At 63.7% G+C, this 26,770-nt stretch carries 21 protein-coding genes and 1 tRNA gene; 9 read left to right on the forward strand and 13 right to left on the reverse strand.

The window, feature by feature from the left end; translation table 11 throughout:
• Positions 1 to 73: 73 nt before the first annotated feature.
• The 3 genes from AC1DVS_RS16725 to AC1DVS_RS16735 form a co-directional block, all read right to left on the reverse strand.
• Entirely contained in the window at positions 74 to 1,618 is a 1,545-nt protein-coding gene (locus AC1DVS_RS16725; protein ID WP_478024892.1) for a glycoside hydrolase family 43 protein, read from the reverse strand.
• Positions 1,619 to 1,740: 122 nt separating this feature from the next.
• The gene (locus AC1DVS_RS16730) at positions 1,741 to 2,970 is read right to left on the reverse strand and encodes a glycoside hydrolase family 27 protein (protein WP_478024894.1); all 1,230 of its coding nucleotides are present in this window, start codon (positions 2,968 to 2,970) and stop codon (positions 1,741 to 1,743) included.
• Between the two features lie 46 nt (positions 2,971 to 3,016).
• Positions 3,017 to 4,234 (reverse strand): glycoside hydrolase family 5 protein, encoded by a 1,218-nt coding sequence (locus AC1DVS_RS16735; RefSeq protein WP_478024896.1) that lies wholly within the window; start codon positions 4,232 to 4,234, stop codon positions 3,017 to 3,019.
• Between the two features lie 500 nt (positions 4,235 to 4,734).
• Here AC1DVS_RS16735 and AC1DVS_RS16740 point away from each other — a divergent pair, with 500 nt between their 5' ends.
• Positions 4,735 to 6,723, forward strand: a complete 1,989-nt coding sequence (locus AC1DVS_RS16740) for a family 43 glycosylhydrolase (RefSeq protein ID WP_478024898.1) — start codon at positions 4,735 to 4,737, stop codon at positions 6,721 to 6,723.
• Positions 6,724 to 6,845: 122 nt separating this feature from the next.
• Here AC1DVS_RS16740 and AC1DVS_RS16745 read toward each other — a convergent pair whose 3' ends face one another.
• Positions 6,846 to 7,553, reverse strand: a complete 708-nt coding sequence (locus tag AC1DVS_RS16745) for a glutathione S-transferase family protein (RefSeq protein ID WP_478024900.1) — start codon at positions 7,551 to 7,553, stop codon at positions 6,846 to 6,848.
• A gap of 155 nt (positions 7,554 to 7,708) precedes the next feature.
• Between AC1DVS_RS16745 and AC1DVS_RS16750 the strand changes: the two genes are divergently transcribed.
• Both AC1DVS_RS16750 and AC1DVS_RS16755 read left to right on the forward strand, forming a co-directional pair.
• A complete protein-coding gene (locus AC1DVS_RS16750; RefSeq protein WP_478024901.1) occupies positions 7,709 to 8,857 on the forward strand; it encodes a glycosyltransferase family 4 protein in 1,149 nt (382 codons plus the stop codon).
• A 4-nt stretch (positions 8,858 to 8,861) separates the two neighbouring features.
• Positions 8,862 to 9,383 carry a GNAT family N-acetyltransferase gene (locus tag AC1DVS_RS16755; RefSeq protein WP_478024903.1) on the forward strand — a complete coding sequence of 174 codons (522 nt, stop codon included), beginning with the start codon at positions 8,862 to 8,864 and terminating at the stop codon, positions 9,381 to 9,383.
• Between the two features lie 86 nt (positions 9,384 to 9,469).
• On the opposite strand, the gene AC1DVS_RS16760 is transcribed toward AC1DVS_RS16755, so the two are convergent.
• Together AC1DVS_RS16760 and AC1DVS_RS16765 are read right to left on the reverse strand one after the other, a co-directional pair.
• Positions 9,470 to 9,781 carry a DUF2218 domain-containing protein gene (locus AC1DVS_RS16760; RefSeq protein WP_478024905.1) on the reverse strand — a complete coding sequence of 104 codons (312 nt, stop codon included), beginning with the start codon at positions 9,779 to 9,781 and terminating at the stop codon, positions 9,470 to 9,472.
• A 107-nt stretch (positions 9,782 to 9,888) separates the two neighbouring features.
• Complete coding sequence (locus tag AC1DVS_RS16765) at positions 9,889 to 10,464, reverse strand: PadR family transcriptional regulator (RefSeq protein ID WP_478024907.1); 576 nt, start codon at positions 10,462 to 10,464, stop codon at positions 9,889 to 9,891.
• A gap of 226 nt (positions 10,465 to 10,690) precedes the next feature.
• Here AC1DVS_RS16765 and AC1DVS_RS16770 point away from each other — a divergent pair, with 226 nt between their 5' ends.
• The 4 genes from AC1DVS_RS16770 to AC1DVS_RS16785 all read left to right on the forward strand — a co-directional run bounded on the left by AC1DVS_RS16770 (position 10,691) and on the right by AC1DVS_RS16785 (position 13,343).
• Positions 10,691 to 12,004: a replication-associated recombination protein A gene (locus tag AC1DVS_RS16770; protein ID WP_478025088.1), complete on the forward strand. Its 1,314-nt coding sequence runs from the start codon at positions 10,691 to 10,693 to the stop codon at positions 12,002 to 12,004.
• Positions 12,001 to 12,348: an MmcQ/YjbR family DNA-binding protein gene (locus AC1DVS_RS16775; protein WP_478024909.1), complete on the forward strand. Its 348-nt coding sequence runs from the start codon at positions 12,001 to 12,003 to the stop codon at positions 12,346 to 12,348. The genes AC1DVS_RS16770 and AC1DVS_RS16775 overlap by 4 nt, the downstream gene beginning before the upstream one ends.
• On the forward strand, positions 12,348 to 13,199 hold the full coding sequence (locus AC1DVS_RS16780) for a hypothetical protein (protein ID WP_478024911.1): 852 nt from the start codon (positions 12,348 to 12,350) through the stop codon (positions 13,197 to 13,199). The genes AC1DVS_RS16775 and AC1DVS_RS16780 overlap by 1 nt, the downstream gene beginning before the upstream one ends.
• 68 nt (positions 13,200 to 13,267) lie before the next feature.
• Positions 13,268 to 13,343, forward strand: a tRNA-Thr gene (locus AC1DVS_RS16785).
• 15 nt (positions 13,344 to 13,358) lie between these two features.
• Here AC1DVS_RS16785 and AC1DVS_RS16790 read toward each other — a convergent pair.
• The 3 genes from AC1DVS_RS16790 to mdlC are packed head-to-tail and all read right to left on the reverse strand — an operon-like array spanning position 13,359 to position 16,785.
• The gene (locus AC1DVS_RS16790; RefSeq protein WP_478024913.1) at positions 13,359 to 13,853 is read right to left on the reverse strand and encodes an aromatic-ring-hydroxylating dioxygenase subunit beta; all 495 of its coding nucleotides are present in this window, start codon (positions 13,851 to 13,853) and stop codon (positions 13,359 to 13,361) included.
• Positions 13,850 to 15,220 (reverse strand): aromatic ring-hydroxylating oxygenase subunit alpha, encoded by a 1,371-nt coding sequence (locus AC1DVS_RS16795; RefSeq protein ID WP_478024915.1) that lies wholly within the window; start codon positions 15,218 to 15,220, stop codon positions 13,850 to 13,852. The genes AC1DVS_RS16790 and AC1DVS_RS16795 overlap by 4 nt, the downstream gene beginning before the upstream one ends.
• Entirely contained in the window at positions 15,217 to 16,785 is a 1,569-nt protein-coding gene (gene mdlC / locus AC1DVS_RS16800; protein WP_478024917.1) for a benzoylformate decarboxylase, read from the reverse strand. Before mdlC ends, AC1DVS_RS16795 begins: the two co-directional genes overlap by 4 nt.
• A gap of 84 nt (positions 16,786 to 16,869) precedes the next feature.
• On the opposite strand from mdlC, the gene AC1DVS_RS16805 reads away from it, so the two are divergent.
• The gene (locus AC1DVS_RS16805) at positions 16,870 to 17,811 is read left to right on the forward strand and encodes a LysR family transcriptional regulator (RefSeq protein ID WP_478024919.1); all 942 of its coding nucleotides are present in this window, start codon (positions 16,870 to 16,872) and stop codon (positions 17,809 to 17,811) included.
• Between the two features lie 11 nt (positions 17,812 to 17,822).
• On the forward strand, positions 17,823 to 18,743 hold the full coding sequence (locus AC1DVS_RS16810; protein WP_478024921.1) for a ketopantoate reductase family protein: 921 nt from the start codon (positions 17,823 to 17,825) through the stop codon (positions 18,741 to 18,743).
• Positions 18,744 to 19,064: 321 nt separating this feature from the next.
• Here AC1DVS_RS16810 and AC1DVS_RS16815 read toward each other — a convergent pair whose 3' ends face one another.
• The 4 genes from AC1DVS_RS16815 to AC1DVS_RS16830 all read right to left on the reverse strand — a co-directional run bounded on the left by AC1DVS_RS16815 (position 19,065) and on the right by AC1DVS_RS16830 (position 26,593).
• On the reverse strand, positions 19,065 to 20,747 hold the full coding sequence (locus AC1DVS_RS16815) for a carboxylesterase/lipase family protein (protein ID WP_478024923.1): 1,683 nt from the start codon (positions 20,745 to 20,747) through the stop codon (positions 19,065 to 19,067).
• 44 nt (positions 20,748 to 20,791) lie between these two features.
• On the reverse strand, positions 20,792 to 21,943 hold the full coding sequence (locus tag AC1DVS_RS16820; protein ID WP_478024924.1) for an aldose epimerase family protein: 1,152 nt from the start codon (positions 21,941 to 21,943) through the stop codon (positions 20,792 to 20,794).
• A 67-nt stretch (positions 21,944 to 22,010) separates the two neighbouring features.
• Positions 22,011 to 23,555, reverse strand: a complete 1,545-nt coding sequence (locus AC1DVS_RS16825; RefSeq protein ID WP_478024926.1) for a tryptophan halogenase family protein — start codon at positions 23,553 to 23,555, stop codon at positions 22,011 to 22,013.
• Positions 23,556 to 23,614: 59 nt separating this feature from the next.
• On the reverse strand, positions 23,615 to 26,593 hold the full coding sequence (locus AC1DVS_RS16830) for a TonB-dependent receptor (RefSeq protein WP_478024928.1): 2,979 nt from the start codon (positions 26,591 to 26,593) through the stop codon (positions 23,615 to 23,617).
• Positions 26,594 to 26,770: the final 177 nt, after the last annotated feature.

The raw sequence follows: 26,770 nt of genomic DNA on the forward strand, positions 1-26,770 counted from the left end.
TGGCGTGGCGCGTGAAGCGAGCGCTACCGAGCAGGCGGGTTGCCGCGGAACCGAATAGGGCGCGCGGGGAAGCTCAGCGCGCATCGCGTGCGTACAGTGCGAAGGCGATGTCCGCGGTGTGGCCCTGCTTGTCCTTCAGCGGCCGATCGTCGGCGCTGGCCTCGCCATCGGCATAGACGTCGTCGCGGCTGGCGCGCAGGAAGAGCGTCAGCGCGCCCTTTTCGCCCTGGAGCGCCAACGCGTAGCGGCGGCCGGCCCGCAGGACGACAGGCGGATGGGCGCTGAAATCGAAGCTCAGCAGGCCAGCGCCTTGTGGCCGGTAGGCGATGGCGAGGCCCTGGCCGGCGCCGAGCAGTTCAGTGCCACCCTCCACGTCTCGCAGCGACAGCCGCAATGGGTGCGCGGCGTCCGTGCCGAGGCCGTCGCCGGCGTAGAGGCTGAGCCGGCCGAGGGCGATGTCGGCGCGCGGCACAAAGGTCTGCGCCAGGCGGCTGCCGCCATTGTCGCCATTGAAGCCCATCGGCTCGGGGGCCTGGTCGAAAGGCCGGGTGACCGAGGCCAGCGCGGGGCGGCCCGGCCAGGTTTCGGGATAGCCCTGGGCGAATTGCTGGACGGCGATGCGGGGGTCGGAGCGGCCAGGATCCGCTGGTGCGGGCACCTTGCCGGCGGGCGGCCGCGGCGGCGTGCTGATGCCTGTCTCGGACTGCGTGATGGGCCACATGCGGCCGTCTGCGTCATAGTAGAGATAGTCGATCGTGACGGAGCGGCGGTTGCCGTTGCCTGTCTCGCCATCGGGCGTGGTCAGCTCGCCATTGTGATAGACCAGGTAGGACTGGCCCTTGAAGTCGTCGATGATGCCCGGGTGGATGGTGTAGCTGTTGCGGGTCTGGCCGGTCAGCTCGCCCTGATAGGTCCAGGGCCCGCGGGGGCTGGGCGCGGTGGCATAGGAGAGGTGCTCCCAGAGATTCTGGTGCGCCATGGATGCGTAGGTCATGTAATACATGCCTTTGCGCTTCGACAGCCACGGGCCCTCCGTATAGTTGGGCAGCGCGATCTTCTCGATGGGGCCGTCCAGCTCGGTCATGTTCGGCTTGAGCCGGGCGAGGTAGAGCACCGGGTTGCCCCAGGCGAGCCAGGCGGTGCCGTCGTCGTCGATGAAGACGGTGGGGTCGATGTCGTTCCAGCCATAGGGGCTGGGCGTCGTGGCATCGGTGACCAGCGCCGAGCCGCGCGCATCCTTGAACGGGCCCAGCGGGTTGTCGGCCACCGCGACCCCGATAGCCATGCCGGGCTGCGGGTCGCCGTGCTGCACGGTGGCGTACAGATAATAATGGCCGTTGCGCCGCACCACTTGCGCGGCCCAGGCGGAGCTCGCCGCCCATTTGAAGTCGGTGGGCTTCATGATGGGGCCGTGGGCGGTCCAGTGACGCAGGTCCTTTGACGAATAGGCGAGCCACTCCTTCATGAGGAAGAAGTCGTTCGCCTTGGCCTCGTCATGCCCGACATAGAGATAGACCGTGTCGCCCACGACCAGTGGCGCTGGGTCGGCGGTGTGGACATCGCGCAGCAGCGGGTTGCTGCCCGGCGCTGGGTCGGCAGCCAGCAAGCTGGCGGGCATGGCGACGCACAGCAGCAGGGCGCTGCGGGCAACCCGCGTCAGAAGCGAAGAGCGTCGGACCCCCTGGCCTCCTGACGGCGAGAGACCCAGGTGCCGTCTATTTAGTATAGTGTCCCCGAAACTCATGGTTTCGCGGGGCCGGTCAGGAGCAGCATCAGCACGCTGTGCGGCGCCAGACGAGCTTGCAGTTTGGTGCTGGTGTCGCCGGTCTTCGTGCTCCACAGGTCGGACCAGCGGTAGACAGTCTGCTTGAAATCGACCGACCGCTTGCTCAAGTCATCGGTCAGGACCTGCGCCTTCCAGTCGTGGTGCACGTCGGCAGCCTGGTTGGAGCGGTTCAGGAACATCAGCGCCCATCGGCCGCCGTCGAGCGGCTTGGCGTAGATCTCCAGCGGACCGTCGGCGAGGACGCGCAGCCCCTGCACACCGAGCTTGTCCTGGCTCACCGCGATCACGCCGGGGTTGGTCAGGATGCGGCGGGTCGATTCCGACATGGAACGCAGGTCGTTGCCCAGGATGAGGGGCGAGGCCATCATGGCCCAGATCGACAGATGGGCGCGGTCTTCATCCTCGCTCATGCCGTTGCCGACTTCGAGCATATCCATATCGTTCCAGTGGCCGGGCCCTGCGAACTCGCGCCGGCCTGCCTGCTTGTCGAGGATGCGCAGCACGCCCAGACCGATCGAGAAACCGGGGCTGTATTCGCAGTCGAAGCAATTATAGATATCGGGCGTGATGCGCCACGAATGGCCAACCTGGCCGGCCCACTCCCATGGCCTGCTCATGCCCCATTCGCATAGGCTGAACACCATCGGACGGCCCGCCTTGGCGATGGCGTCGCGCATCGTGGTGTAGGCCGTTTCGGCCTTCATGCCCGGGGTGTCGCACCAATCATATTTGAGGTAATCGATGCCCCAGCGCGCATAGGTCCGCGCATCCTGATACTCGTAGCCGCGGCTACCGGGATGGCCGCCGCACGTGTGCGCGCCGGCGTCCGAGTAGATGCCCAGCTTCAGTCCCTTGCCATGCACATAGTCCGCCAGCGCCTTTATGCCGGATGGGAAGCGCTTGGAGTCGGGCTGGATGTTGCCGTCGGCGTCGCGCTCGCCCTGCCAGCAATCGTCGATGTTCACATATTGGTAGCCCGCATCCTTCAAGCCCGACTTGACCATGGCATCGGCGGTCTCGCGGATCAGGCGTTCGTCGATATTGCAGGCAAATTTGTTCCAGCTGTTCCAGCCCATTTGCGGGGTGAGGGCCAGGCCTTCAGCCTTTTGAGCCCAGGCATTGCCGCAAACGGCGGCACCGAGCACGATGCCTAATACGAGCCGCGCTATGCGTTTGATGTTCATCTCAATCCCCCTCATCATGTGGATGCTGACACTCCTCCACGGAGCATCAGGGCGCGGCGAAAATCGCGGCGATCGTCGACGGATTGAAGTCGGCACCGGTGGTGCGGTTGAACAGCCCGCACGTGTGATTGGGGAAGGCGCCGGTGTCCCAGTAATAGGTGGCGAAGCCATGCCGAATGGCGGAGGCGGTGACGTACTTGGTCCAATAGTCCCTGAATTTCAGCGACGGATCATATTCAGTCCTCGAAATGGCGCAGTATTCGCCGATGATGACCGGGATGCCCTTGTCGGTATACGTGGCCTTGGCCTTGTCGAACTGGGCGTCGACATGTGCCTCATTGTCCCAGCTTTCAGTTGCTGCGGGATCGGTTGCGATCGACCCCCACTGCCAGATCGAGCTCTTGTCGTTCAGCGTGAAGCTGTACGAATCGTAGTAATGGAACTCCATCATCAACCTGCCACTGACGCTGTCGGTTGGGATGGGAGCTCCGCACGCAGTAATGGTATTGTTAATGTCAGTGTTATAACCCTGGAATACCAGCATGCGCGACGCATTATTGCCACCGGTCGCGCGCACCGCGTCGACAAAGGCCTGGTTGAAGCCCGCCTGAACCGTGCAATTTTCCGCCGACGGCACGCCATAGTCGGCGTGGATTTCGTTGGTGCCGGCGAACAGCAAATGATTGTCGTAATCCTTGAAATTATTCGCGATTTGCGTCCACAATTTCTTGTATGCCGCGTTGCCGGCAGCCTGGCTTGCAAAATTCGGGTTGTACCAGTCGCTCCTGTGCTGGTTGATGATGACATACAGCCCGGCGGTGCGCGCCATATCGACCACTTCCTTGACCCTGGCGAGCCAGGACGGAGTGACGTTCCCGCTACTGTCGATATATTGTTTCCATTCAACGGGGATACGCACGCTCTTGAAGCCGGCGGCCGCGACTGCATTCAGGAATTTCTGGTTTACCGCGGGATTGCCGAAAACAGTCTCCTGCGAGGTCGTGTAGGGAGGGCTGTAATCATTCAGCGACTCAAGCGTGTTGCCGATATTCATCCCCTTGCCGAGCTGGGCCGTGGTGACCGCCGCAAGCGCAGGCGTCGGTGTGGGAGTTGGCGTCGGCGTAGGGCTCGGCGTGGGTGTGGGAACCGGCGTGGGTGTCGGCGTTCCGCCGCCGGCTGTGGCTCCGCCGCCGCAAGCGGTCAGGCCGAACGCGACCAAGCCCGACAACAGCACCCGCTGGTGCGCTCGCCCACAGAATTTCATTGCAGCTCCCCCAAACATGTCGGCCGCTAACGCGTGCGCGCTGCCGCCGACTTCGTGCTGAAGCTATACGCCAACAAATATACCCGCTTCGGGAATTGTTCCGGGCCGGAAAATGACGGCTGCGAAATGGACGCGGCGATAGCGAACTGGCTGGAGGGGCCCGCTCGCCAGGCCGAATCACAAGGTTGTCAGAGGTTCTGGACCTTGCAACACTACTCCTACAATTTACCGTATCCAAATATGGGCTGTCCCAAGCCACGTAAGAGACACTCACGGGGCCAGACAGTTCACCGGCTTGGCAACGGCATAAGTTGTCCGACAAAATAGGAACACGCCTTGCAGACGCCGCCTCAGGCGCGGCATCAAGGCGCACAAAGGGGATGCACATGCGGAACGGCTCGAAATCGCGCGGAATTGTCATATCCGGGCTAATGTCCTGCGTCGCCCTGGCGCTGGTTCCATGCGCGGCGCCAGCGGCCGGACCGAAACGGAGCCATCCGGTGACGAGCGCGGCCAAGGGCCTGTCGACCGCGACCTGGACGCCGGACAACGGCGACGGCACCTTCACCAATCCTTTGTTTTACGACGAATTTTCAGATCCGGATATGATCCGCGTCGGCGACTGGTTTTACCTGACCGGCACCACCATGCACACCATGCCGGGCCTGCCGATCCTGCGCTCGAAGGATTTGGTGAACTGGGAATTCGTCGCCTACGCCATGGACAAGCTCGACCTCGGCCCGGCCTACCGGCTCGAAGGCGGCCAGAATATCTACGGCAAGGGTATCTGGGCGCCGTCCTTCCGCTACCACAACGGCAAATTCTACATCTTCTCAAACGTCAACGGCCAGACGACCCAGATATTCACGGCCACCGATCCGAAGGGGCCGTGGACACACACATCGATGAAGCGCGGCTTTCACGACCTGTCCGTGCTGTTCGACGACGACGGGAAAGTCTATGTCGTCTATGGTCACCAGGACATGCACCTGGCCCAGCTTACCGACGACCTGACCGACGTGGTTCCGGGCACCGAGCGCGCCATTTTCACCAAAGACGCCGGGATGGGCGAAGGCGCGCATTTCTACAAGATCGATGGCAAATACTACATCATCAGTGCTGAATATGCCGGCGGCTTTCGCATGCCGGCGGCGCGGGCTGATCATGTGCTCGGCCCCTATGAGGTCAATCGGGCGATCAGCCTCCACGAGGACTTCGGCATGGCGTCGAGCAAGCGGCTGGGAGACCCCAAGGCGCCGTTCGGCACGTGGGGGCCCGACCGCCCGGCCAATCATAGCCTGGCGCTGCACCAGGGGGGCATCGTCCATACACCTGCGGGCGAATGGTGGGGCTTTTCAATGATGGATTTCAATTCCGTCGGTCGCCTGCTCAGCCTTTCGCCGATCACCTGGAAGGACGGCTGGCCCTATTTCGGCCTGCCGGGCAATCTGACGCGCAACCCCCGGACCTGGGTGAAGCCGAAGACCGCCGCACCGCAGCCGGTGCATGTGCCCTATCGGCGCAGCGATGATTTTTCCGCGCCGCGGCTCCAGCCCCTGTGGCAGTGGAATCATGTCCCGGTCGACGGCAAATGGTCCTTGTCGGAACGGCCGGGCTTCCTGCGGCTTCACGCGCTGCCGGCGACCAGTTTCTACGACGCGCGCAATACGCTGACCCAGCGGGCGATCGGGCCGATGTCGACGCCGACCGTCCTGCTCGATGCGTCGAACCTGAAGCCGGGCGACACGGGCGGCCTGGGGCTGCTCAATCTGCCTTATACGACCCTGGGCGTCGAAAAGGGCGCCGACGGGCTCGATATCGTCTTCTTTGACCAGCGCCCCGACAAGACGGTGCGGGTGAAGATGACTGGCACGCGCATCTGGCTTCGGGCCGATTGCGATTTCATCACCGAGCGAGCGCGCTTCAGCTATTCGTTCGACGGCGTCACCTTTACGCCGATCGGCAACGAGGTCGAGCTGCTCTACCAGACCTTCACCTTCCAGGGCGTTCGCTACGGATTGTTCAACTACAACAAGACCGGTGCCGAGGGCGGTTTTGCCGATTTCGACAGCATCAATGTCTATCAGCCGCATCCCCATGGCCTGATGCGGCCCATTCCCTATGGCCGATCGATCCGGCTGACCTCGTTTCATGCGACGACCGGACTGGCAGCCGGCGCTGCGGGCCTGGCTTCGGGCGTTCCGACGCGGTTCGAGATCGTCGACCGCCGGTTGGGCCGCGTCGCCCTGCGTTCGGGCGGGCGCTATGTCACGGTCGGCAAGGATGGAGCGGTGACGCTTGGGGCAGCCCAGCCCGGCGCGGCGCAGAGCTTCCAATGGATTGAAACGCCGACGGGCGACCTGGTGCTGATGTCACTGGCCACCAACCGGTTCCTGCGCATCGATCCGCAGACGAAGGATATCCGGGCGGACAGCCCCGGCCCGATGCCAGACGACAGCGACGGCACGTGGTTTGTCTGGGCGGAATGAAAGGGGGCGGCGGCGTCATGCCGGACTTGTTCCGGCATCCACCATTCCGCGAACCTATAGGCCGACAATTTTGCGGCACGGTGGACCCCAGAACAAGTCCGGGGTGACGTGGCGATTTAAAATCAGGCCGGCCTTGCAGGAATGGTGAGCCCGCGCTGCACCGCCGGGCGCGCCAGACCGCGGTCCAGCCAGGCCGCGACATTGGCATAGCCGTCGAACCCGACCAGATCACGCGCTTCGTAGAAGCCGATCAGGTTGCGGACCCAGCCGAGCATCGAGATGTCGGCAATCGTGTACTCGGCGCCGAGGAACCAGTCCTTGCCGGCCAGCGCGTTGTCCATCACCTGGAGCAGCCGCTTCGACTCCGTGACGTAGCGATCGAGCGGGCGCTTGTCCTCCCAGTCCTTGCCGGCGAATTTGTTGAAGAAGCCGAGCTGGCCGAACATGGGGCCGACGCCGCCCATCTGGAACATCACCCATTGGATCGCGTGCCAGCGCCCACCGGGATCGGCGGGGATGAATTTGCCGGTCTTGTCGGCGAGATAGAGCAGGATCGCGCCGCTTTCGAACAGGGCCAGTGGCTTGCCGCCGGGGCCGTCCGGATCGATGATCGCCGGGATCTTGCCATTGGGGTTGAGCGAGACGAACTCCGGGGATTTCTGGTCGTCCCTGGCGAAGTCGACCAGATGTGGCTCATAGGGAAGCCCGGTTTCCTCGAGCATGATCGATGCCTTCACGCCGTTCGGCGTCGGCAGCGAATAAAGCTGGATGCGGTCGGGATGCTGCGCGGGCCAGCGCTGGGTGATCGGGAAATCGGACAGATCATTCATGCGGGAACTCCTTCGCAACGCCAGATAGGCGCGCGATGCCGGGCTTTCATCCTCAGCCGGAAAATTGCTTTCGCCCCGTAGCAGGCGGCGGGCTTCGGGATGACGTTATATGACAGAGATTGGCGTTTTGCGCGGGCGGGTCTATGCGCGCTGCGATGCAAGCGACCGATCTTCGCGTGGCGCTGTTCAGCGGCAACTATAATTATACCCGCGACGGCGCGAACCAGACGCTGAACCTGCTGGTCGGCCACCTGCTGAGCCGTGGCGTGAAGGTCCGGATTTACTCGCCGACGAGCCGGCGGCCGGCGTTTCCGCCAGTGGGGGACCTGGTCAGCGTGCCCTCGATCAAGCTTCCCGGCGAGCGGGCCGAGTACAAGCTCGCGCGCGGGCTGACCGCATCAGTTCGGCGCGACCTCGAAAGCTTTGCGCCCAATCTGATCCATGTCTCGGCGCCGGAGATCCTCGGCCACCGTGCGGTGACCTATGCGCGCAAAAAGGGGCTGCCGGTGGTCGCATCCTACCACACGCGGTTCGAGACTTACCCGCAATATTATGGGCTTGGTTTCCTCGCGCCGCTGATGATCACGCTCCAGACGCGCTTCTACAACCGCGTCGACGAAGTGCTGTCGCCAAGCCAGATGATGGGGGAGATCCTGCGCGAATGGGGCGTTACGACGCCGATCAGCCGCTGGTCGCGCGGGGTGAACCATGATCGCTTCAATCCGGGGCGTCGCAGCCTCGAATGGCGCCGCTCGCTGGGCATCGCCGATGACGAGGTCGCGGTCGGTTTTCTCGGGCGGCTGGTGAAGGAAAAGGGTCTCGACGTCTTTGCCAATGCGATGCACGCGCTCGACCAGCGCGGCGTGCGCCACAAGACGCTGGTGATCGGCGAAGGCCCGGCGCGCGACTGGTTCGCGCAGGAGATCCCGGACGCGGTGTTCGCCGGCTTCCAGGAGGGCGACGATCTCGGCCGCGCGGTCGCTTCGATGGATGTGTTCTTCAATCCAAGCGTCACGGAAACCTTCGGCAATGTCACGCTGGAGGCGATGGCCGCGGGGGTGCCGGTAGTCGCGGCGCGTGCTTCGGGCGCCGTGGGGCTGATCGATGACGGGGAGACCGGACTGATCGTCGATCCGACCGATATCCAGGGCTATGCGGATGCGCTGCAGCGCTATTGCGAGGACGATGCGCTCCGCCTTGCAGCTGGGCGTGCTGGGGTCGCCAAGGCGGCGGGTTATCGTTGGGAGACGATCAACCAGGCGGTGCTCGACACCTATTTGAAAGTGATGGCGCGGCGGGAATAAAGCGGTGATCGAAACCGACCGGCTGACATTGCGGCCGTGCCGCGAGAGCGACAAGCCGCTCTTTGCCGCGATCCTCAACACGCCTGGGATGATGGCGAAGCTCGGCGGGGTGCGCAGCGCGGCACAGATCGACGCGCTGATCGACAAGCGCATCGCCGATCAGGCCCGACATGGGTTCAGCTATTGGGCGGTTGAGTTGCGCAAGACGGGGGAGCTGATCGGCACCTGTGGCATCCGTATTGCGAGCAATTATCCTGGCATGCCAGTGCATGGCTGGCACGAGGCCGGCTGGCGGATCGCCGAGGCGTATTGGGGCAAGGGCTATGCGCTGGAGGCGGCGCGGGCCAGCATTGACTGGGCGTGGGCGCATACCGACGCGCCATTGGTTGCCGCGTGGACGACGGACGACAATGTCGCGTCGTGGCGGTTGATGGAGCGGCTGGGGATGACGCGGCGTGCCGATCTGGATTTCCGCCGGGGGGACGATGCGGAGATGTTGCGGGTTTATGTGATCGAGCGGGGCTGAGGGGGGTAGAGTGCGACGCAGTACCTTCTTCCTCCCCTCCCGCACGCGGGAGGGGGGTCTGCAGGACATTCGGTTGGCGCCAAAATCTACTGCCAATCGAACGGCAGTGGCGCCTCGCGGAAAGCGAAGCGGTCGAGGTGGCGGGCGACGGCGCCTTTCAGGCCTTCGAGTTGCTCTGGTGAGCTGGCGTCGATCCGGACCTGTAACGCGTCGGCACCGGCATCGAAGGTGACGAGCCCGTCGCCCGGATGATCGGCGCCGCGGGCGTCCTTCGGGAATATCACGGTGCCGTGATCGGCGGTGAACTCCACCGTGAGATTATGGGACCAGTGTTTGCAGAGCTGCTGGAGATATTTGCTGCCGCTGGGTGTCGGCACGCTCGCCGTGGCGCTGTCCATGCGCGAATTCCTTTTTGGTGATATCGGCGCCGGCGGCGGGGGTGATGCCCAGCCGCCGGCGCAGGAGTTGGAGGCGTGTCACGCCCGGCCTTTCAGTCAAACCAGACTTACAGCCGCTCGATCTTCTGCACGGCCTCGTCGATCACGGCGGCGACCTTGTGGATCATGTCCGAATCGATTTCACCCGCGCCGAGCCGCTGCTGCAGCACCGATTTGAGGTTGCCCATGGCGCGCATGATCGGTCCGCCACTGGTGCGCGAACGGCGTGAGCCAATTTCAGTGAGGCGCGCGAACAAGGCCTCGACCTCTTCTTCGCGCTCGGTGAGGTGCGCCTGGCCGGCATTGGTGATCGCATAGAGCTTCTTGGCGCCTTCGGCCTTCTGCTCCTCGATCAGGCCCATATCCTCAAGCATGGTGAGGGTTGGATAGACAACGCCCGGGCTCGGGGCATAGGCGCCGCTGGTGCGCTCCTCGATGTCGCGGATCAGGTCATAGCCGTGGCGCGGCTGCTCCTCGATCAGCTTGAGCAGGACGAGCCGGAGCTCGCCGCCGTCGAACATGCGGCGGCTGCGCCCGCCATGATGGCCGTCGCCATGAACTTCCCAGCTGACCGAGAAGGGTCCGCGCGAAAACCGTCCGCCGCGGGGGCCGCAATCGCGGCCGCGCATATGGTGATGAAACATTCTTGTTAGTCCTTTCTGTATCAAGATGGCTCTAAGATATATCTTGAGTCGATTTTGACAAGAGGGTTTTTGGAAAAATTCACTAGCCGGATCGTCACCCCGGACTCGTTCCGGGGTCCATCGTGCCGCGTGAGCAACTTCTGTAGCGTTCGGGGAGACATGGATGCCGGAACAAGTCCGGCATGACGGGGTGGCTAGAATTGGTGTCGCGCCCTATCTTCCCTCGATGGCCGACCTCTTCGCGACCTTTGACCCACCCGCCCGCGAGGCGCTTGCAGAGAATGCGCCGCTCGCTGACCGGCTGCGTCCGGCGCGGCTCGAGGATGTGGTCGGCCAGGAACATCTGACTGGCCCTGACGGTGCGATCGGGCGGATGGTGGCGGCGGGGCGGCTGTCTTCGATGATCCTCTGGGGCCCGCCCGGCACCGGCAAGACGACGATCGCGCGGCTGCTGGCCGATGCGGTGGGGTTGCGCTTCGTGGCGATCTCGGCGGTGTTCTCGGGCGTTGCGGATCTCAAGAAGGCCTTCGCCGAGGCGCGCGAGCACGCGAAGATCGGTAAGCGCACCTTGTTGTTCGTGGACGAGATCCACCGCTTCAATCGCGCGCAGCAGGACGGGTTCCTGCCCTATGTCGAGGACGGCACCGTTACCCTGGTCGGCGCGACCACCGAGAACCCGAGCTTTGAACTCAATGCCGCCTTACTGAGCCGGGCGCAGGTGTTGATCCTGCAGCGGCTCGACCGCGGCGCACTCGAAAAACTGCTCGATCGCGCTGAGGAGATCGAAGAACGCCCCCTGCCCCTCACCCCCGAGGCGCGCGATGCGATGATCGCCAGCGCCGATGGCGATGGCCGGTTCCTGCTCAACCAGGCCGAGACCCTGTTCTCGGTCGATCTGCCCGAGCCGCTCGATCCGGCCGGGCTGTCGGCGTTCCTGCAGCGCCGGGTCGCGGTGTACGACAAGGATCGCGAGGGGCATTACAACCTCATTTCGGCGCTCCACAAATCGATGCGTGGGTCCGATCCGCAGGCCTCGCTCTACTATCTCGCTCGGATGCTGACCGCGGGCGAGGAGCCGCTTTACGTGCTCCGCCGCATCACACGTTTCGCGAGCGAGGATATCGGGCTCGCCGACCCCAATGCGTTGGTGCAATGCCTTGCCGCCAAGGACGCCTATGAGTTTCTCGGCTCGCCCGAAGGCGAGCTCGCGATCGCGCAGGCGTGTCTCTATTGCGCGGTCGCCCCGAAATCGAACGCCGCCTATGTGGCGCAGAAGGTGGCGTGGCGGAGTGCGAAGGAAACCGGATCGCTAATGCCGCCGCAGAATATCCTCAACGCGCCGACCAAGCTGATGAAGGATATCGGCTATGGCGAAGGCTATGCCTATGATCATGACAGCGCTGAGGGGTTCTCCGGATCGAATTACTGGCCGGCGGAGATGAGCCCGCAGAGCTTCTACAACCCGACCGATCGCGGCCTGGAAAAGCGGATCGCCGAGCGGATGGCGCATTGGCGGGAGTTGAAGGAGCAAGGCGGATGACGCTCGACTGGCACAAGGTTACATCCTTCGCACTCGGACTGCCTGATACCGAGCTGTCGACCAGCTATGGCAAGCCTGCGATCAAGATCGCCTCCAATGGTCGCGCCTTCATCAACGGCGGTCGCGAGGAAGGTTCGTTCGTGTTGGCGATCGACCAGGACACCAAGGAAATGCTGATCGAGACCGATCCCGACACTTTCTGGCAGACGCCGCATTATCATGGCTGGCCCGGCCTGCTCGTGCGGTACGACAGCCCCGATCCCGAGCGGGTGTTCGCGATGATCGAACGCTCGCGCGACTGGAGCGCCAGCCGCCCAAGGCCGAAGCCGCGCAAAAAGGCGTGATGCATTTCACTCGATTTGCGGCGATCGACTGGTCTGGGGCGAAGGGTTTTCGCCATCCGGGCATTGCGCTGGCGGTCTGCGAGTCAGGCGATGTCGCGCCGGTGCTGGTCGAGCCGCCGCATAAATCATGGTCGCGCACTGAGATCCTCGAATGGTTGCGCGCCAATGCCGAGGAGCCGCTGCTGGTCGGTTTCGATTTTACCTTTTCGCCGCCCTGGATCGAGCGCGGCGCCTATCTGCCCGGGGAGGACACGCCCGCAACCCCCCGCGCCTTCTGGGCCTATGTCGATGCGGCGAGCCCCGACAGCGATCTGGGAGCGGCGTCCTTTCTCGAAAGCCGGCGTGGGCGGCATTTCTATCTTGGCGCGGCCGATGGCACCAAGGCCGATTTCATGCATCTCCGTCGGTGCGAGGCGCACTACAGAGCGAGCGGTGGGCACAAGCCTTCGACTGTTTATGACGCTATCGGCGCGGCGCAGGTCGCCAAGGCAAGCTTTGCCGGCATGCGGCTGCTGCATCATCTTGGACCCGCGATTCCGGTCTGGCCCATAGATCCCTTGCCCGCGACGGGCGCGGTGGTGGTCGAGATCTATACCGCGATCGCCGCGCGCGCCGGAGGGTTGCGCAAGGGCCTGAGCAAGTTTCGCGATGGCCCTGCGCTGGACGTGGCGCTGGCGGCGATCGGATCGAAGCCGCACATCCCACTTGCCCGCTACACCGACCACGCCACTGACGCGATCCTCACCGCCGCCTGGCTCCGCGCCAACGCCGGGCGACAAGAGTTTTGGCATCCGCCGGGCCTCACGCAGGAAATCAGGCTACGGGAGGGCTGGACCTTCGGCGTCGTCTGACGCATTTAGCGGCCGTCAAATGACTCGGGGTGCACGCCCTGTTTCGGAATTGGGGCTTACGCCCCGGGGCCGGTTTAGCTCAGTTGGTAGAGCGCCAGTTTTGTAAACTGGATGTCGCGGGTTCGATTCCTGCAACCGGCACCACATTCGTCCCGAATCCTAGATGCAGTAAAAATCCAGCACCGTCGGGATGGTATCGTTCAGCAGGATAATCTTCTTCTGGGCGATCTTGATGCTGCCGGCCTGGCGCAAAAGGCTGTGGCTATATCTGCCGAAGAACAGATGTGTTCTGGATGATCTTTTGTCATAGAGATGCACGCTGAAATTGGACGCGATCTGCGCCTCGTCCACGCCTTCCGCACTTAGGCTGATATTGGTGATCTGATGGACGACACGCGGGAGCGGCGCCGAGGCCACCGACATGCCGGATCGCGCTCGCCACACCCGGTCCTCGAGATTCTTGCGGCCCTGGTAATAGACGAGCGACAATTCCCGCGCCGGGTCGCTAGTCACCTCGGTTTCGCTTTTCCAGGCCGGAATCCAGAAGACCGCATCCTCGACATAGAGGTCGAGCCATTCGTCCCATCGGCCCTCGTCGAGATATCTGGCCTCATCGTACAGCAGCGCTTCCACCGTGCGGAGATCGAAGGTCATGGTTCCAGGACCCCGGCCATGCGGCGCGCCCATTCTCGGTAATAGCCACGGAGCAGGGTTTCGTCGCCGAGCTGGGCGTCGGCCAGGACATTGTGCTCGGGCGTCATCCCGAGGAGATCGGAAAACGCGTTCCCCCCTTCCCTGCTCGCGGTGGTGCCGCGCGCATAGCCCTGCAGCCAGGGGGCGACACGGCTCGCGAAACCGCGCTGGCAGTTTTCATATGTGACGGTGTCGTCCGGAGTCGCCATGCCGCTGGGATTGAAGAAATCCTCATATTGCCGGAGCCGTTGCCGGCGCGCCTCAGCGCTCTCGCCCTTGGGCGCGATGCACCAGGTGCGCATTTCAGTGAGATCCGGCGCCAGCGGGCGGATGACCCGCAATTGGCTCGATGCGTTTTCGGCGATCTGCATGTTGGGGAAGATCGTGAGGTTGCGCATGTTGAACATCCAGTCGCGCTTCGCCGCACCATGTCGCTCGGCCAGCGCGTCGGCGCTTTCGTAGAGCGGCAGGGCCTCGGTCACGCCGAAGATCCCCCAGTTGAGGACATGCCCATAAGGGAAGCTGAAACTGCCCCCGGCGATCCCCGCGGCATCCTCGCGCCAATAGTCGCTGTCCTCCCAGACCGAGCGGACGGTTGCCCCGTTGGACGCATTCTGCCGCTGTTCAAGGATGCGGATGTAGGACGGATGGGTCGAGGTGAAGTGATAGGCGTCGGAGCAATTTTCGAGCTGGAGCTTCCAGTTTGCTTGATAGGTGAAAGTCACGCCGCCGGGCACCAGTTCGAACCCCTGCTCGCTCTGGTCGGCCACGAGGTCGAGCAGTTTCATCGCCTCGCCGAGATGCGCCTCCAGCGTTGGCACGTCAGCGCCCAGGCTGCCGAATACGAAACCGCGATACTCACCGAATGCCGGAAGCGCCGCGAGGTCATGGCTGTCCTGATCGAAGCTTTCGGCATAGCAGCCGGCCCGCTTCAGCTTGATCGCCTTGTTGCGGCCCGCGCTGTCGAAGGTCCAGCTGTGATAGGGGCAGACATGGAGCCGGGCATTGCCCGCCAAAGTCTGGGCGATGCGCGATCCGCGATGGGGGCAGGAATTGACGAAGCCGCGCAGCTGTCCGTCGCCACCGCGGCTGACCAGGATGGGCACGCGGCCGATATCGGTGGTGAAGAAATCATTGGCTGCGGGTGCCTGGTCAGCGATGCCGAGGAAGACCCAGCCGCCTTCGAATATCTTCCTGCGTTCAAGCTCGAAGACGCCTGCGTCGTCGAAGATGGCGCGGTTGACCCGGAAGATGCCGTCTTGCGGGCGATCGTCGATCAGGTCCGAAAGCCGTCCTTCGAACATGTTCGGGGTCGCCGGGTCAGTCATTGGACGCGCACATCGATCAGCGACGGGCGCGGCGAGCTGAACGAGGCACGAAGCGCTACGTCCAATGCCGCGGGCTCGTCGACACGCACCGCACTCACGCCCATTCCCTCCGCGATATGGCAGAAATCGAGGCCGGTAAGGTCTGTGCCTACCGTTTTCTGCAATCCGAAATGCCGGCCGAAGCTGACCAGCGCTTCATAGCGGCTATTGTTGACGATGATGAAGCTGATCGGCAACTCCAGTTGCGCTGCGCTCCATAATGCCTGGATGGCGTACATGCTCGATCCGTCGCCTATGATCGCGATGATCCCCGCGCCGGGGCAACCCAGCGCCACCCCCACCGCAGCCGGCAGGCCATGACCGAGCCCGCCGCTCGCGCAGGTGTGGAACCCACCGGCGCTGAGGATCGGCAGATAAGTGTGCATCGCGCCGCGGCTCGATGGTGCCTCCTCGACGATGATCGATCCTTCTGGGCGCAACCGGGCGATCTGCTGGAGCAGATAGGCGTCGGTCAGCACAGCGTCAGTGACGGGCGCTGGAGCTGGGCGCAGTACCGGCGACGTTCTCTCGACTGGGGCGGCGCCACGCAACAGCTCCGCAAGCGCAAGCTTTGCGTTCGCGATGACCGCGGTGCCGGTTGGCGCCCAGGCGGCATGCGCGATATTGTCCACGATCAGGAAGAGCTTCGCCTCATCGCGGATATGGGGGCCGAAGCCCTCGGTATGATAGAGCGACAGCGGCCCGCCGATCACGACGACGACGTCATAGCCGGTCAGGTCGCGCACGATCGCTTCACGGGACGGAAGCAGGAAGCCCGCGAACAGCGGGTGGTTCTCGGGGAAGACCTCACGAGCGGCGAAGGGCGCGACCCAGACGGGAGCGGCATGGTGCTCGGCCAAAGCGATCGCTTCGTGCCAGGCGCCGTCGCGTGAAATGCCGGCGCCAAGCACGAATGCCGGTCGCCGCGCGCCGGCCAGAGCCTGCGCCACCGCCGCCAGTGCTTCCGGATCGCCGGGATTGCGGGCGGTCAGCTTTCGAGCCGCGAGCGGCGCACAGGGCACCTCCCAATCGTCGACCGGTATCGACACGAAGGTCGGGCCGCAGGGCGGCTCCATCGCGATATAATAAGCCCGCGCGATCGCTGCCGGCACATCTTCGGCGCGGGCCGGTTCGATCGCCCATTTGACATAAGGCCGGGGGAATTCGGTCGCCCGCTCAGCGAACAGGAACGGCTCAAACGGGAGGATCGATCGCGCCTGCTGGCCCGCCGTTACCACCATCGGCGTCTGGTTCTTGTGCGCGGTGAACAGGTTGCCCAGAGCGTGTCCAACGCCAGCGGCGGAGTGAAGGTTGACCAGCGCCGCATTCCCGGTGGCCTGGGCATAGCCATCGGCCATGCCGAGCACGACTGATTCCTGAAGGCCGAGGATGTAGCGGAAGTCGTCGGGGAAATCGCGGAACAGGGGCAGTTCGGTCGAGCCCGGATTGCCGAAGATCGTCGTCATGCCAAAGGCACGAAGCAATTCGAGCGTCGCCGCGCGCACGGTCACCTTCGCCTCGGACATCGCTCCCCTTTCGTTGCGAGCATCTATGGCGGTTTCAGGCATTGATGCCATTGCGTTCTTTGCCAAAAGCCATAGCATTCCGTTATGGCTTTCGATCAGCGCGAATTGCGATCCTTCCTTGCCGTTGTGGACCATGGCAGCCTCGGGCGGGCGGCCGATGCGGCCTGCATGACTCAGCCGGCGCTGAGCAGGCTGATCGGCACGATGGAAGAAAGGCTGGGCCAGCCGCTGTTCGATCGGCACAGCAAAGGAATGGCGTTGACCGCAGCCGGCGAACTGCTGACTCCGCACGCGCGCCTTCTCCTGTTCGAGATGCAACAGGCGGTCGGGGAGCTCGATGCATTGCGGGGGCTCGGCACCGGCCGGGTAAGGATCGGCGCGGTGGCCGCCGTCACCCGCACCATCCTGCCGGGCGCGATCACCAGATTGCTCGAACTGGCGCCCGCACTGCAGGTCAGCGTGCTCGACGCGCCGGACGATCAACTGGCGACTGCCCTCGCCGACCGCGACATCGACCTGATGATCGCCCCGCCCATCGCGCCGCACCCCGACATCTGGCCGATTGCCGAATGCGATGCCGGCGATTTTTACGCGGTTTTCTCGGCGGCCACACATCCGCTCGCTGCAATGGCCGAGGTTACGATGCAGCAGATCCTGGCGGAATCCTGGGCGATGCCCCCGCCGGGCGGAGCGCCGCGGATGCTGTTCGAACGGCATGTTACCGAGGCCGGAGGGCCGCTGCCGCGTGTCGCGATCGAGACCAATTCAATCGGCGTGATGCTGGCCTGTGTGACCGCGAGCAGGTTGCTCGGTTGGTTGCCTCATCCGCTTCTGGTGGGCGATATCCAGCGCGGCGCGGTGGTTGCCCTGCAGGTGCCCGCGCTTTCGCTCGAGCGGCGCTTTTTTGTGTATACGCGCCGTCGCGGCAGCCTGGCGCCGGCGGCGCGGCAATTGCTTGCGGTGCTGCCGCTGAAAGCCGCCATCGCACCGGATGAAAGAGCCGAAGCCGCCGAGCTTCAGCGTTGAGAGGGGAAGTCATGCGAGATGTCGTGATCGTCGGGGCGGGCGCCATGGGCTGCCTGTTCGCAGCCCGGCTGGCGGAGGCCGGCACACAGGTGACGCTGGTCGATGTGGATCGCGCCAGGCTCGAGGCAATCGCGCGGGACGGCATCACGCTCGCGGACGACCGGGGCGCCCGATCGGTTCCGGTCCGCGCCAGCGTGGCCGCAGAGGTGACGACGCCGCCCGATCTCATTCTTCTCTTCACCAAGGGAATGCACAGCCGAGCCGCGATCGCCTCGGTCACGCATCTGGCCGGAGAGCATAACCATGCGCTGACGCTGCAGAACGGGATCGGCAACGCAGAGGCGATCGCCGAGATCTTCCCCGCCGCGCAGGTCCTGATCGGCGTGACTGACCTTCCCGCAGATCTCGAAGCGCCGACCCGGGTGTCGTCGCACGGCCATGGCAATGTACGGGTCGGTGGCTATTGCGCGGCGGCTGAAGCAGGAGCGCGGGCGGTCGCCAGCCTGTTCGCCAGCTGCGGGATCGAGACGAGTTTCGATGCCGATGTGCAAGCAGCGGTGTGGGAGAAGGTCGCCTTCAACGCGGCGCTGAATGCGATGGCAACCGTAACGGGATTGACCGTCGGCGGCATGGACACGGCTGCGGGCCGACGGATTGCGGCGGCGATCGTTGGAGAAGTGGTCGCTACGGCAGCGGCAAAGGGGATCATCGTCGATGCGGACCGGATCGGCTCGAAAGTCGATTTCGCCCTAACAAACCACCGTCAGCACAAGGCATCGATGCTACAGGATCGGCTTGCCGGGCGCCCGACCGAAATCGAGTCGATCAACGGTGCGGTGGCGCGCGAAGCGGCCTCGCTTGGCGTTCCGACCCCCGTGACGGCGACGCTCGCCGACCTGGTCCGCATGAACGAGCCCGGCGCTATCGCTTGATGTCGAGCTAAAGCATCGCGCGCAAAATCAGGACTATATCAGCGCGCTATGCTCCAAAGGCCGCTGGCCTGAAATCTTGTCCAGCGATGAGAATGAGCCGCGCCACCGTGATGGCCTTGCCGATCTATGACGCTTTGGCGGGATGTTGAATCGAGGCCGAGTCGGACTGCTCGCAGGAGGGCGCGTGTTGGAAATGTCATGCGGGGCGCTGACATTTCCCACAGCCCCAGTCCCAACCGCCGCGGCGGTGGGAACAGCATAAAGCATCACCTTCTCGCGTTGAATCGACGCGCCCTGAAACGACGCACGTGCCAAGCCAGGTCAGGTTAGCAGGATCCGGCGGACAGGGCCTTCAGGATCGTCGACCATGCGCGACCGGGTATCGAATACCATCGTCTGGCACCGCGTCGGATCGCTCGGGGCCCATGCGAGACCGGGCTGGCTCGGGTTGCCGGTATGGGCAAAATTCGCCCAGGCCGTCGCCATCGTCTTGCCGAGCGCCTGCGCTTCGGGCGTATTGCCGGTGCCCTGCTCGCACCGCGCGGTGTTGTCGAAGCAGAAGGCGAGTTCGGCGGTGTGCCAGGCGCCCGCTACGCCATCGAGCTGGGGCGACTGCCACTGGAAATGATATTGATACACCGGCGCCGCATGCTGCTCATATTTGAGCTTCACCATGCGCTGGACGTTGTTGCGCCCCGACAGGCCGCCGACGCCGTAAGACAGGGTGCGGATCGCCTTTTCCGGATGCGCCGCCTTCATCGCATCGACCAGCGCATTGGCCTTGGCCGCGCCAAGCGATTCAGTCAGCTGCGTGCGCCATTCGGCCTCTGTCGGGTTCTGGCTGAAGCGCATGCCCTCCTCGCTGACATTGCCGATGATGACCGGAACGTCCCGCGAAATGTCCGGCGCGGCATCCTGGAACGATCGCAACGTGATGACCTTGCCGTCGACCGTCGGCGACCATCCGACGCGTGGCGCACCAGTGCCTGGACCAGGCGCCCCGACCCCGGGCCGCGCGGGCCCGTTGATGTCGCTCGCGACCTTGCTGCCGACGGTGTACAGACGGTTCCAGTCCATTTTCCGAAGCGTGGCCATATCGTTCGCGCCGACCCCCAGCTCCTTTATGAAGCGACGGGAGAACTCGCGCGATTGCTCAAGCGAGGGGTTGTTCCCGCCGCCGCCCGACTGAACGATGGCACGGTGGATCAGGCCCTTGCCCTTCGGCATGCCAAGCAATGTCGTTACCTTGGAACCGCCGCCGGACTGGCCGTAGATTAGCACCTTGTTGGGGTCCCCGCCGAAATTGGCGATATTCTCCTGCACCCAGCGGAGCGCCGCAATGCAGTCGGTCATGCTGACATTGACCGACTCCTCATAGGGCGAGCCACCCACCTCGGCGAGGTCGAGGAAGCCGAGCACGTTCAGCCGGTGGTTGATCGAGACCTGCACCACATCGTGATGGCGCGCCATCTGCGCACCGTCATGCGAGGCGAGTTCATAGGACGAGCCGAAGCTGAAGCCGCCGCCATGGAAATACACCATGACCGGGCGACTACCGCTGAGCGACGGTGTCCAGATGTTGAGCTTCAACATGTCTTCGCCGAGGAAGCCGTCGTCCCATTGCTGCAGGAAGGTGTGCTCCGCCGCGCGGAAATTGTGCAGCGTCTGGGGGCAGTTCGCGCCATAAGCGAGCGCCGGATATTCCTCGCTCCAGCGCTTCGGTGGTTTGGCCGGCAGCCAGCGATTATCGCCGCTTGTGTCGTCGCCATAAGGGATGCCCTTGAAGGTGAAGACATCGCTCGCGACATAGCCGCGGACCTTGCCATATTGGGTGTTGGCGATGGCCGAGCGCGGGGTGGTGCCGGCGCCGGGCGTGCTCCGGGCCGGCGCGCGCTTGGGTGCAGCGCTCGCCGCTCCGCTCATCGCCAGCCCGATTCCTCCGGCCCCGAGGGTCAGCGCGTCACGCCGGTTGATGCCCGATCCGATTGCCCGTTCCTTGGTCATGTCGCTCTCCTCAGCGGCCGGTCTTGCGGCTCATTTTCCTTGTGTCAGCGCTTTGCGTGAGCCCCTCCGAGCGTCGAAAAGCGGTAGACGATGATGTTGCGATAGGTCTGCCCGGGGTCGAGCCTGGCTGACCCGAAGGCGGGCTGGTTGGGCGTGTCGGGGAAGAGCTGCGGCTCGAGCGCCAGTCCGTCGCCCTGGCGATAGGCGTGGCCCGATTTGCCGATCGCCGAACCGTCCAGGAAATTGCCGGTATAGACCTGCAGCCCGGGCTGGTTCGACAGCAGCTCCATCACCCGCCCGCTCCGCGGATCTTCGACCCGGGCGTGGAGACGCGGTGCTATGCTCATGGTGCGGGCGATCACGAAATTGTGATCATAGCCCTGGCCGAACGCGATCTGCTGATCGCGCGCATCACGGATATGGTCTCCGATCACCCTCGGCTTACGGAAATCGAACGGCGTGTTGGCGACGGGACGCAGATCCCCGGTCGGGATCAACGTCCGGTCGACCGGGGTCGTGGAGTCAGCCGGGATGGTCATCACCTCGTCATAGATCGAGTGCGGCGATCCCTCGCCGCCGAGCTTGAAGAAGCTGTGATTGGTGATGTTGACGATGGTCGGTTTGTTGGTGACCGCCGTATATTCGACCGACAATTCGTTGCGCTCGTTGAGCGAATAGGTCGCCGTAACCGTCAGCTGGCCCGGATATCCCTCTTCGCCGTCGGCACTGACATAGCGCATTACGACGCTAGCGGTCGGGCCATTGGTGACCTTCTCGATCGTCCATAGCCGCTTGTCGAAGCCAGTCGGTCCGCCGTGCAAGGCGTTCGGCCGATTGTTGATGGCCAGCGTGTACGCCTTCCCGTCGAGCGAGAAATGCCCGAGCTTGATGCGATTGGCATAGCGGCCAACGGTCGCGCCGAAATAATTCGGAGCCTTCAGATAGCCGGTCATATCGGCATAGCCGAGCGCCACGTCAGCGCTCCTGCCCGCACGGTCCGGCACGATGACCGATTGCAGGATTGCGCCGTAGTTGATGACGGTCGCGCGCATGCCCCTGGCGTTGGACAGCGTGACTGCCTCGACGGCCCGCCCGTCCGGCAGGGTCCCGAAGGAGGAGCGCCGGGTTTCGGCGGCCTGTGCAGACACAGGCAGCGACAGAGCGAGCGCGGCACCCGCGACCAACCAGGCTTTCATCAAATCCTCCCGACCGACATTATGGCGACGCGTTTGCCGCGCCTTTATTTGACTCTTCCGTTATGTCTCACACCGGCTGCAGGCCCTGCGCGACGATCTTGCGGATCAGGTCGCGGTGCCTTGGCAGCCCGGCGCGGAGGCGATCGGTGCGTTGCGCATTCTCGCGCCTCGCACGCTCCGCCTGCCGTGCCTCGCCCGCGATCGCGTCGGGTTCGACCTCAGTGCGGAAACCCATGCCGTACAGGACATATTGATAGCTCGCGGCGGGAAAGACCTCGTCGATCCGGTCGAACTCGTCGTGAAACCAGGGAGACTGGTATTTCCACAACAGGAGCAGCTCCTGCAGCCGTTCCGGGATCGTCTCGGGCAGCACATTGTCCCGCCAGAACTGGGTGTCGGTGCGTTGCGTCAGGACATAGTGGAGTTTGAGGAAATCGATGATCCGGCCCCAGCGATATTGCGAGGTGGCGTTGAAGCGGGAGGCGATCACATCCATCACTTCCCGGCACGCCGGCATCTGCTCGGCAATCATCTTGGCGGAAAGCTCGATCAGCACGATCGCTGACGATTCCAGCGGCTCCATGAATCCGGCGGCGAGCCCGACCGCGACGCAGTTGCGCTTCCAGAAGGTCTCGCGGTGCCCCGCCCGGATCTTTATCTTGCGCACCGGAAGGTCGCGGCCCGCTGCTCCGAGATAGGCGCGCAGTTCGCGCTCGGCCTCGTCGTCAGAGATGTGGCGGCTCGAGAAGACATGCCCGGTTCCGCGCCGTGTGGGCAGGCCGATATCCCAGATCCAGCCGGCCGACTGCGCCGTGGAGATCGTGTGCGAGGAGATCGGGCTCGCGTCACTATCATAAGGCACCTGAACCGCGAGTGCGGTATCGCAGAACAGAACGTCGCCGCACTCCTTGAACGGCACGCCAAGAGTGTCGCCGAGGAGCAGCGAGCGGAAGCCTGTGCAATCGACGAACAGATCGCCCTCGATTTCCCCGGCCTGTTCGGTGACCACGCTCCGGATGTCGCCATCTTCGGCCAGCGTGACATTGCGGACATCGGCAAGGACGTGGCGCACCCCCAGTTTCTCGCAACAATGCCGTTGCAGGAAGGGCGCAAACTTGCCTGCGTCGAGGTGATAGGCGTAATTCGCCGCCCCCTCATATTCGGGCGTGGTGATCGCCTTCGGGGCCAGCCCGTCGTCGCAAATCTTCCCCTGCGAGCACACTGCGTCGCAAAAGCTTTCGCCCTGTGCGTGACTCAGCCAATGCGGCACGAGATTGATCTGCTCGAACGCCTGGGGAAGCATGAGCGGATGATAATAGGCGTCGTCGTCAGCGCCGGTCGTCCAGCGCGCAAATTTCGCGCCCTGCTTGAAGGACGCATCGCACTCGCGAAAGAAATCGGTTTCCGACACCCCAATTTTCTTCAGTGTCGAACGCAACGTGGGCCAGGTGCCCTCACCCACGCCGATGATCGGCACATTGGGAGATTCGACGAGCGTGACAGTGAAGTCGTGAGGGATCCGGCTGCGGTGCTTGGCGGCGATAATGCCTGCCGTGAGCCAGCCGGCGGTGCCACCGCCAACGATCACGATATTGCGGGTGCGGGTGACCATTGGGAACCTGTAAAAAATTTGGGGGACGCCTGCATAAGGCGCCCCCCGAAGTTCAGACGTCAATAGTGGAAACGCGCTCCGAAAGTGAAGCGGCGCCCGTATGACCAGACGTCGAGCACCTGGTTCTTGAAGCGGCCATGCGTGCTGTAGGTCGAGTCGTTCAGGTTGGAGCCTTCGACGAACACAGTGAACATCTTGTTGATGTCGTAGCTGGCCGAAGCGTCGACCTGCAGCTGACTGTTCACATAGACCGGTTCGGCCCCGTAGGCACCGCCCTGACCCTGGCCCAGACCGGACAGATATTCATCACGCCAGTTGACCGAGACGCGCGCCTGGATGCCGTGCTTGTCGTAGAAGCCGACGAAATTCGCCGACTTCGTGAGCCCGGTGATCGTGAACGCGCCGCCGGTGACGTTGGTCGGATCGTAGTTGCGGTTGGTCGACGGAATGGTGGCGTTGGCCTGGAATCCGAAGCCGGTATCGCCAAAGGTGTGCTGAAGCGCCACTTCGACGCCCTTTACCGTCGCCTCCGGCCCGTTGATCTGGGCGTTGACGTTGAAGATCGCAACCTTCCCAGTGCTCGGATCGATCACGCCATTGATCGATTGCTGCGTAACGCCGCCAACGATGAAATTGGTGATGTGCTTCAGGTACAAGTTGACGGCAAGATACGAGTTCCGTCCATAATACCATTCGACGCCAGCGTCGAAATTGTCGGACAGATAGGGCTTCAGGTCGGGGTTGCCGCCGCTCGCCGACAGACTGCCGACGCGCAACGTCCCGAGATTGATGGTCGGCTTCAGGCTCCCCAGCCCAGGCCGTGTAAGTGTCCGCGACGCATCCAGGCGCAGGATCAGGTTGGATGCGACCGTGAGCTTGGCATCGAGACTCGGAAGCAGGAAATTGTAGTTCGAATATTTGATGATCGGCTGCACCGCGGAGAAGCCGTCATGAGCCGGCCCGAGCAACGGATCCGGCTGGATCAGCGTCGGGTCGCCCGCCGGACGCGCCAGTCCGAGAAGCTGGCGGTCCAAGCCCATCGTGGACAAATGCGTCCCTTCGTCGCGAATGCCCGCAGCGAGGTGGAACGGCATTCCGGCGATTTCCGAATCAAAGGCCGCCTTGAAGAAGATCGCGTAGGTCTTCTCCTGCACCTCGAACACACTGCCGGCATTATACGACGGCGCGACCGATCCACCGCTCGCCTCGAGCAGCTTATAGACTGCATACGGATCGTACACGAGGAACCCCGGCGCGAGCGTTCCGTTATAGCCCGGAATGAAGCCCGCCGTGCTGACCGAACCCTGATAGACGTTCGACGGCAGCGGCGAAATGCCGCCCGTCGATCCGCCATTACGTCCGGAGAGCGTGCCGTAGCCCGAACGGCTGGCAAACACGCCGTTGGAGAAGGTGCTTGTCCCTTCGCCGTACAGTCGGTCCTCGATATATTGGCCGCCAAACTTGACCTTGAGACCGCCCTTGTCCCAGCCGAGCGAGCCGCGGATCTGCTTCACGGTATCGGTATTGTAGTTCGCGCCGCGGACAATGACGTGCGAGCCGATTTTGCTCGTGTCGAGGAACTGGGAGACGTTCCCTGCCGGGCCGACGTCGTGCATCTGCGGAAGAGTGTTGGCGCTATCGCCGACGATCTTGACGCCGGTATTGGCACCCAGAACGGTCGAGAGATAGATCGGGTCTCCTCCCGGAGTCGTCCCGCATCGCTCAGTCGAATACGTACCAGGCGCGCCGGCAACGCAATTCGTGCCGCCGTAGCCGATATCCATGCTGTCGCCGTACCCGTTCTTGCCCGGGTTGCGCGTGCTGCGGGCAAGAGCGCCGTCGAGTTCGAACCGGAGCCCGTCGGCGATATCCCATTTAAGGTTCGCGCCCAACTGGTTCGTTTCGAAGATATTCCGAGACTTGTTGGCACTGAAGTCCATCGGCGTGCCGAACTGGGTGAAGTCTACAGCCGTACCGTTCGAATCGAGCTTGACGTTGCGCAGATCGCCGCCGTTGAACCAGGCGGCATAGCCATAGGCGTTGCTGTGCACGGTCTGCCGGCTGAAGTTGTCGTCAACCGTCAGGACCAGACCATCGGTCGGCGCCCATTGCAGCGCGATGCGTCCGTCGAGCCGCTCATCCTGGTTGAACGTCTGCTCGGCACCCTGCTGCTGCGGCGCCCAGGCCGCCGCGCCGGTCCGGTTGGCGTTGGTCTTGTCGGCGTCCGTGCAGACGGCGGTGAGCTGGCACTTGTAGAAGCCCAGCGTGGTGACGCCGGCGGTCGTGCCCTGTTGCCCGATCCAGCCAGGGATGAACACATGGTTCGCCCTGGTGTCGTGCCGTGTGTAGGCGCCGTCCACCAATATGCCGATCGTGTCGTCCGCGAACGTGTCGGACAGCAGGAGGCCGCCGGTCGGCGTCACGCCCTTGTCGCGCGACTGGATCGCGCCCGACGCCATCGCTGCGATATGCAGGCCCTTGCGATCGAATGGCTTGGGGTAGGCAATATCAATCGTACCGCCGATTGCACTGGTCGAAAGCTCGACGTCCGGCGTCTTGTAGACACTGAGCCGGCCGACGAAATCCGCGCCGACGGTCGTGAAGTCGACGCCGCGGCCGCCCGTCGCGGTCGAAATATGGCGGCCGTCATACAGCGTATCGACAAAGTCGCCGCCAAAGCCGCGGATGGAGACACCCGTCGCCTCGCCGCGTGAGCCGGAGCGCTGGATCGACACACCAGGCAGGCGTTGCATTGCGGAGGCGACGTTCGAATCCGGGAACTTGCCGATATCTTCCGCCGAGATCACCTCGACGACGCCCGACGATTCGCGCTTGATATCAAGGTTGCGCTGGAGCGAACCGCGGATACCGGTAACGATGATGTCCTGCTCAGTGCTTGGGCTGTCAGCAGCAGCCGCAGTTTCCTGCGCGGCGACGGGTGACGCGATCGCAAGCGCGATTGCGCTTGAAGCGGCGGCCAGCAGGAGCTTCCTTGCGCCCCCCCTGCCCTTGGCTCGCGAATAAACTGTCATGCTCATAACGTTCCTCCCTTGGTTCTCGGGCGGTTGTGAGGATTTCCTCACACCGACCCATTGCGCTTCTTGACCGCGCTCAGAATCCAGGGGGCACGCTGAACCCCTTGCGGGGCGCGCAAACATCCTCCCAAAAATCCGAATTCTATCGCTCCGGTCAAGTTGCACGCTAACGCGCAAAGT

It is taken from the genome of Sphingomonas sp. P3_C5, assembly GCF_056402635.1.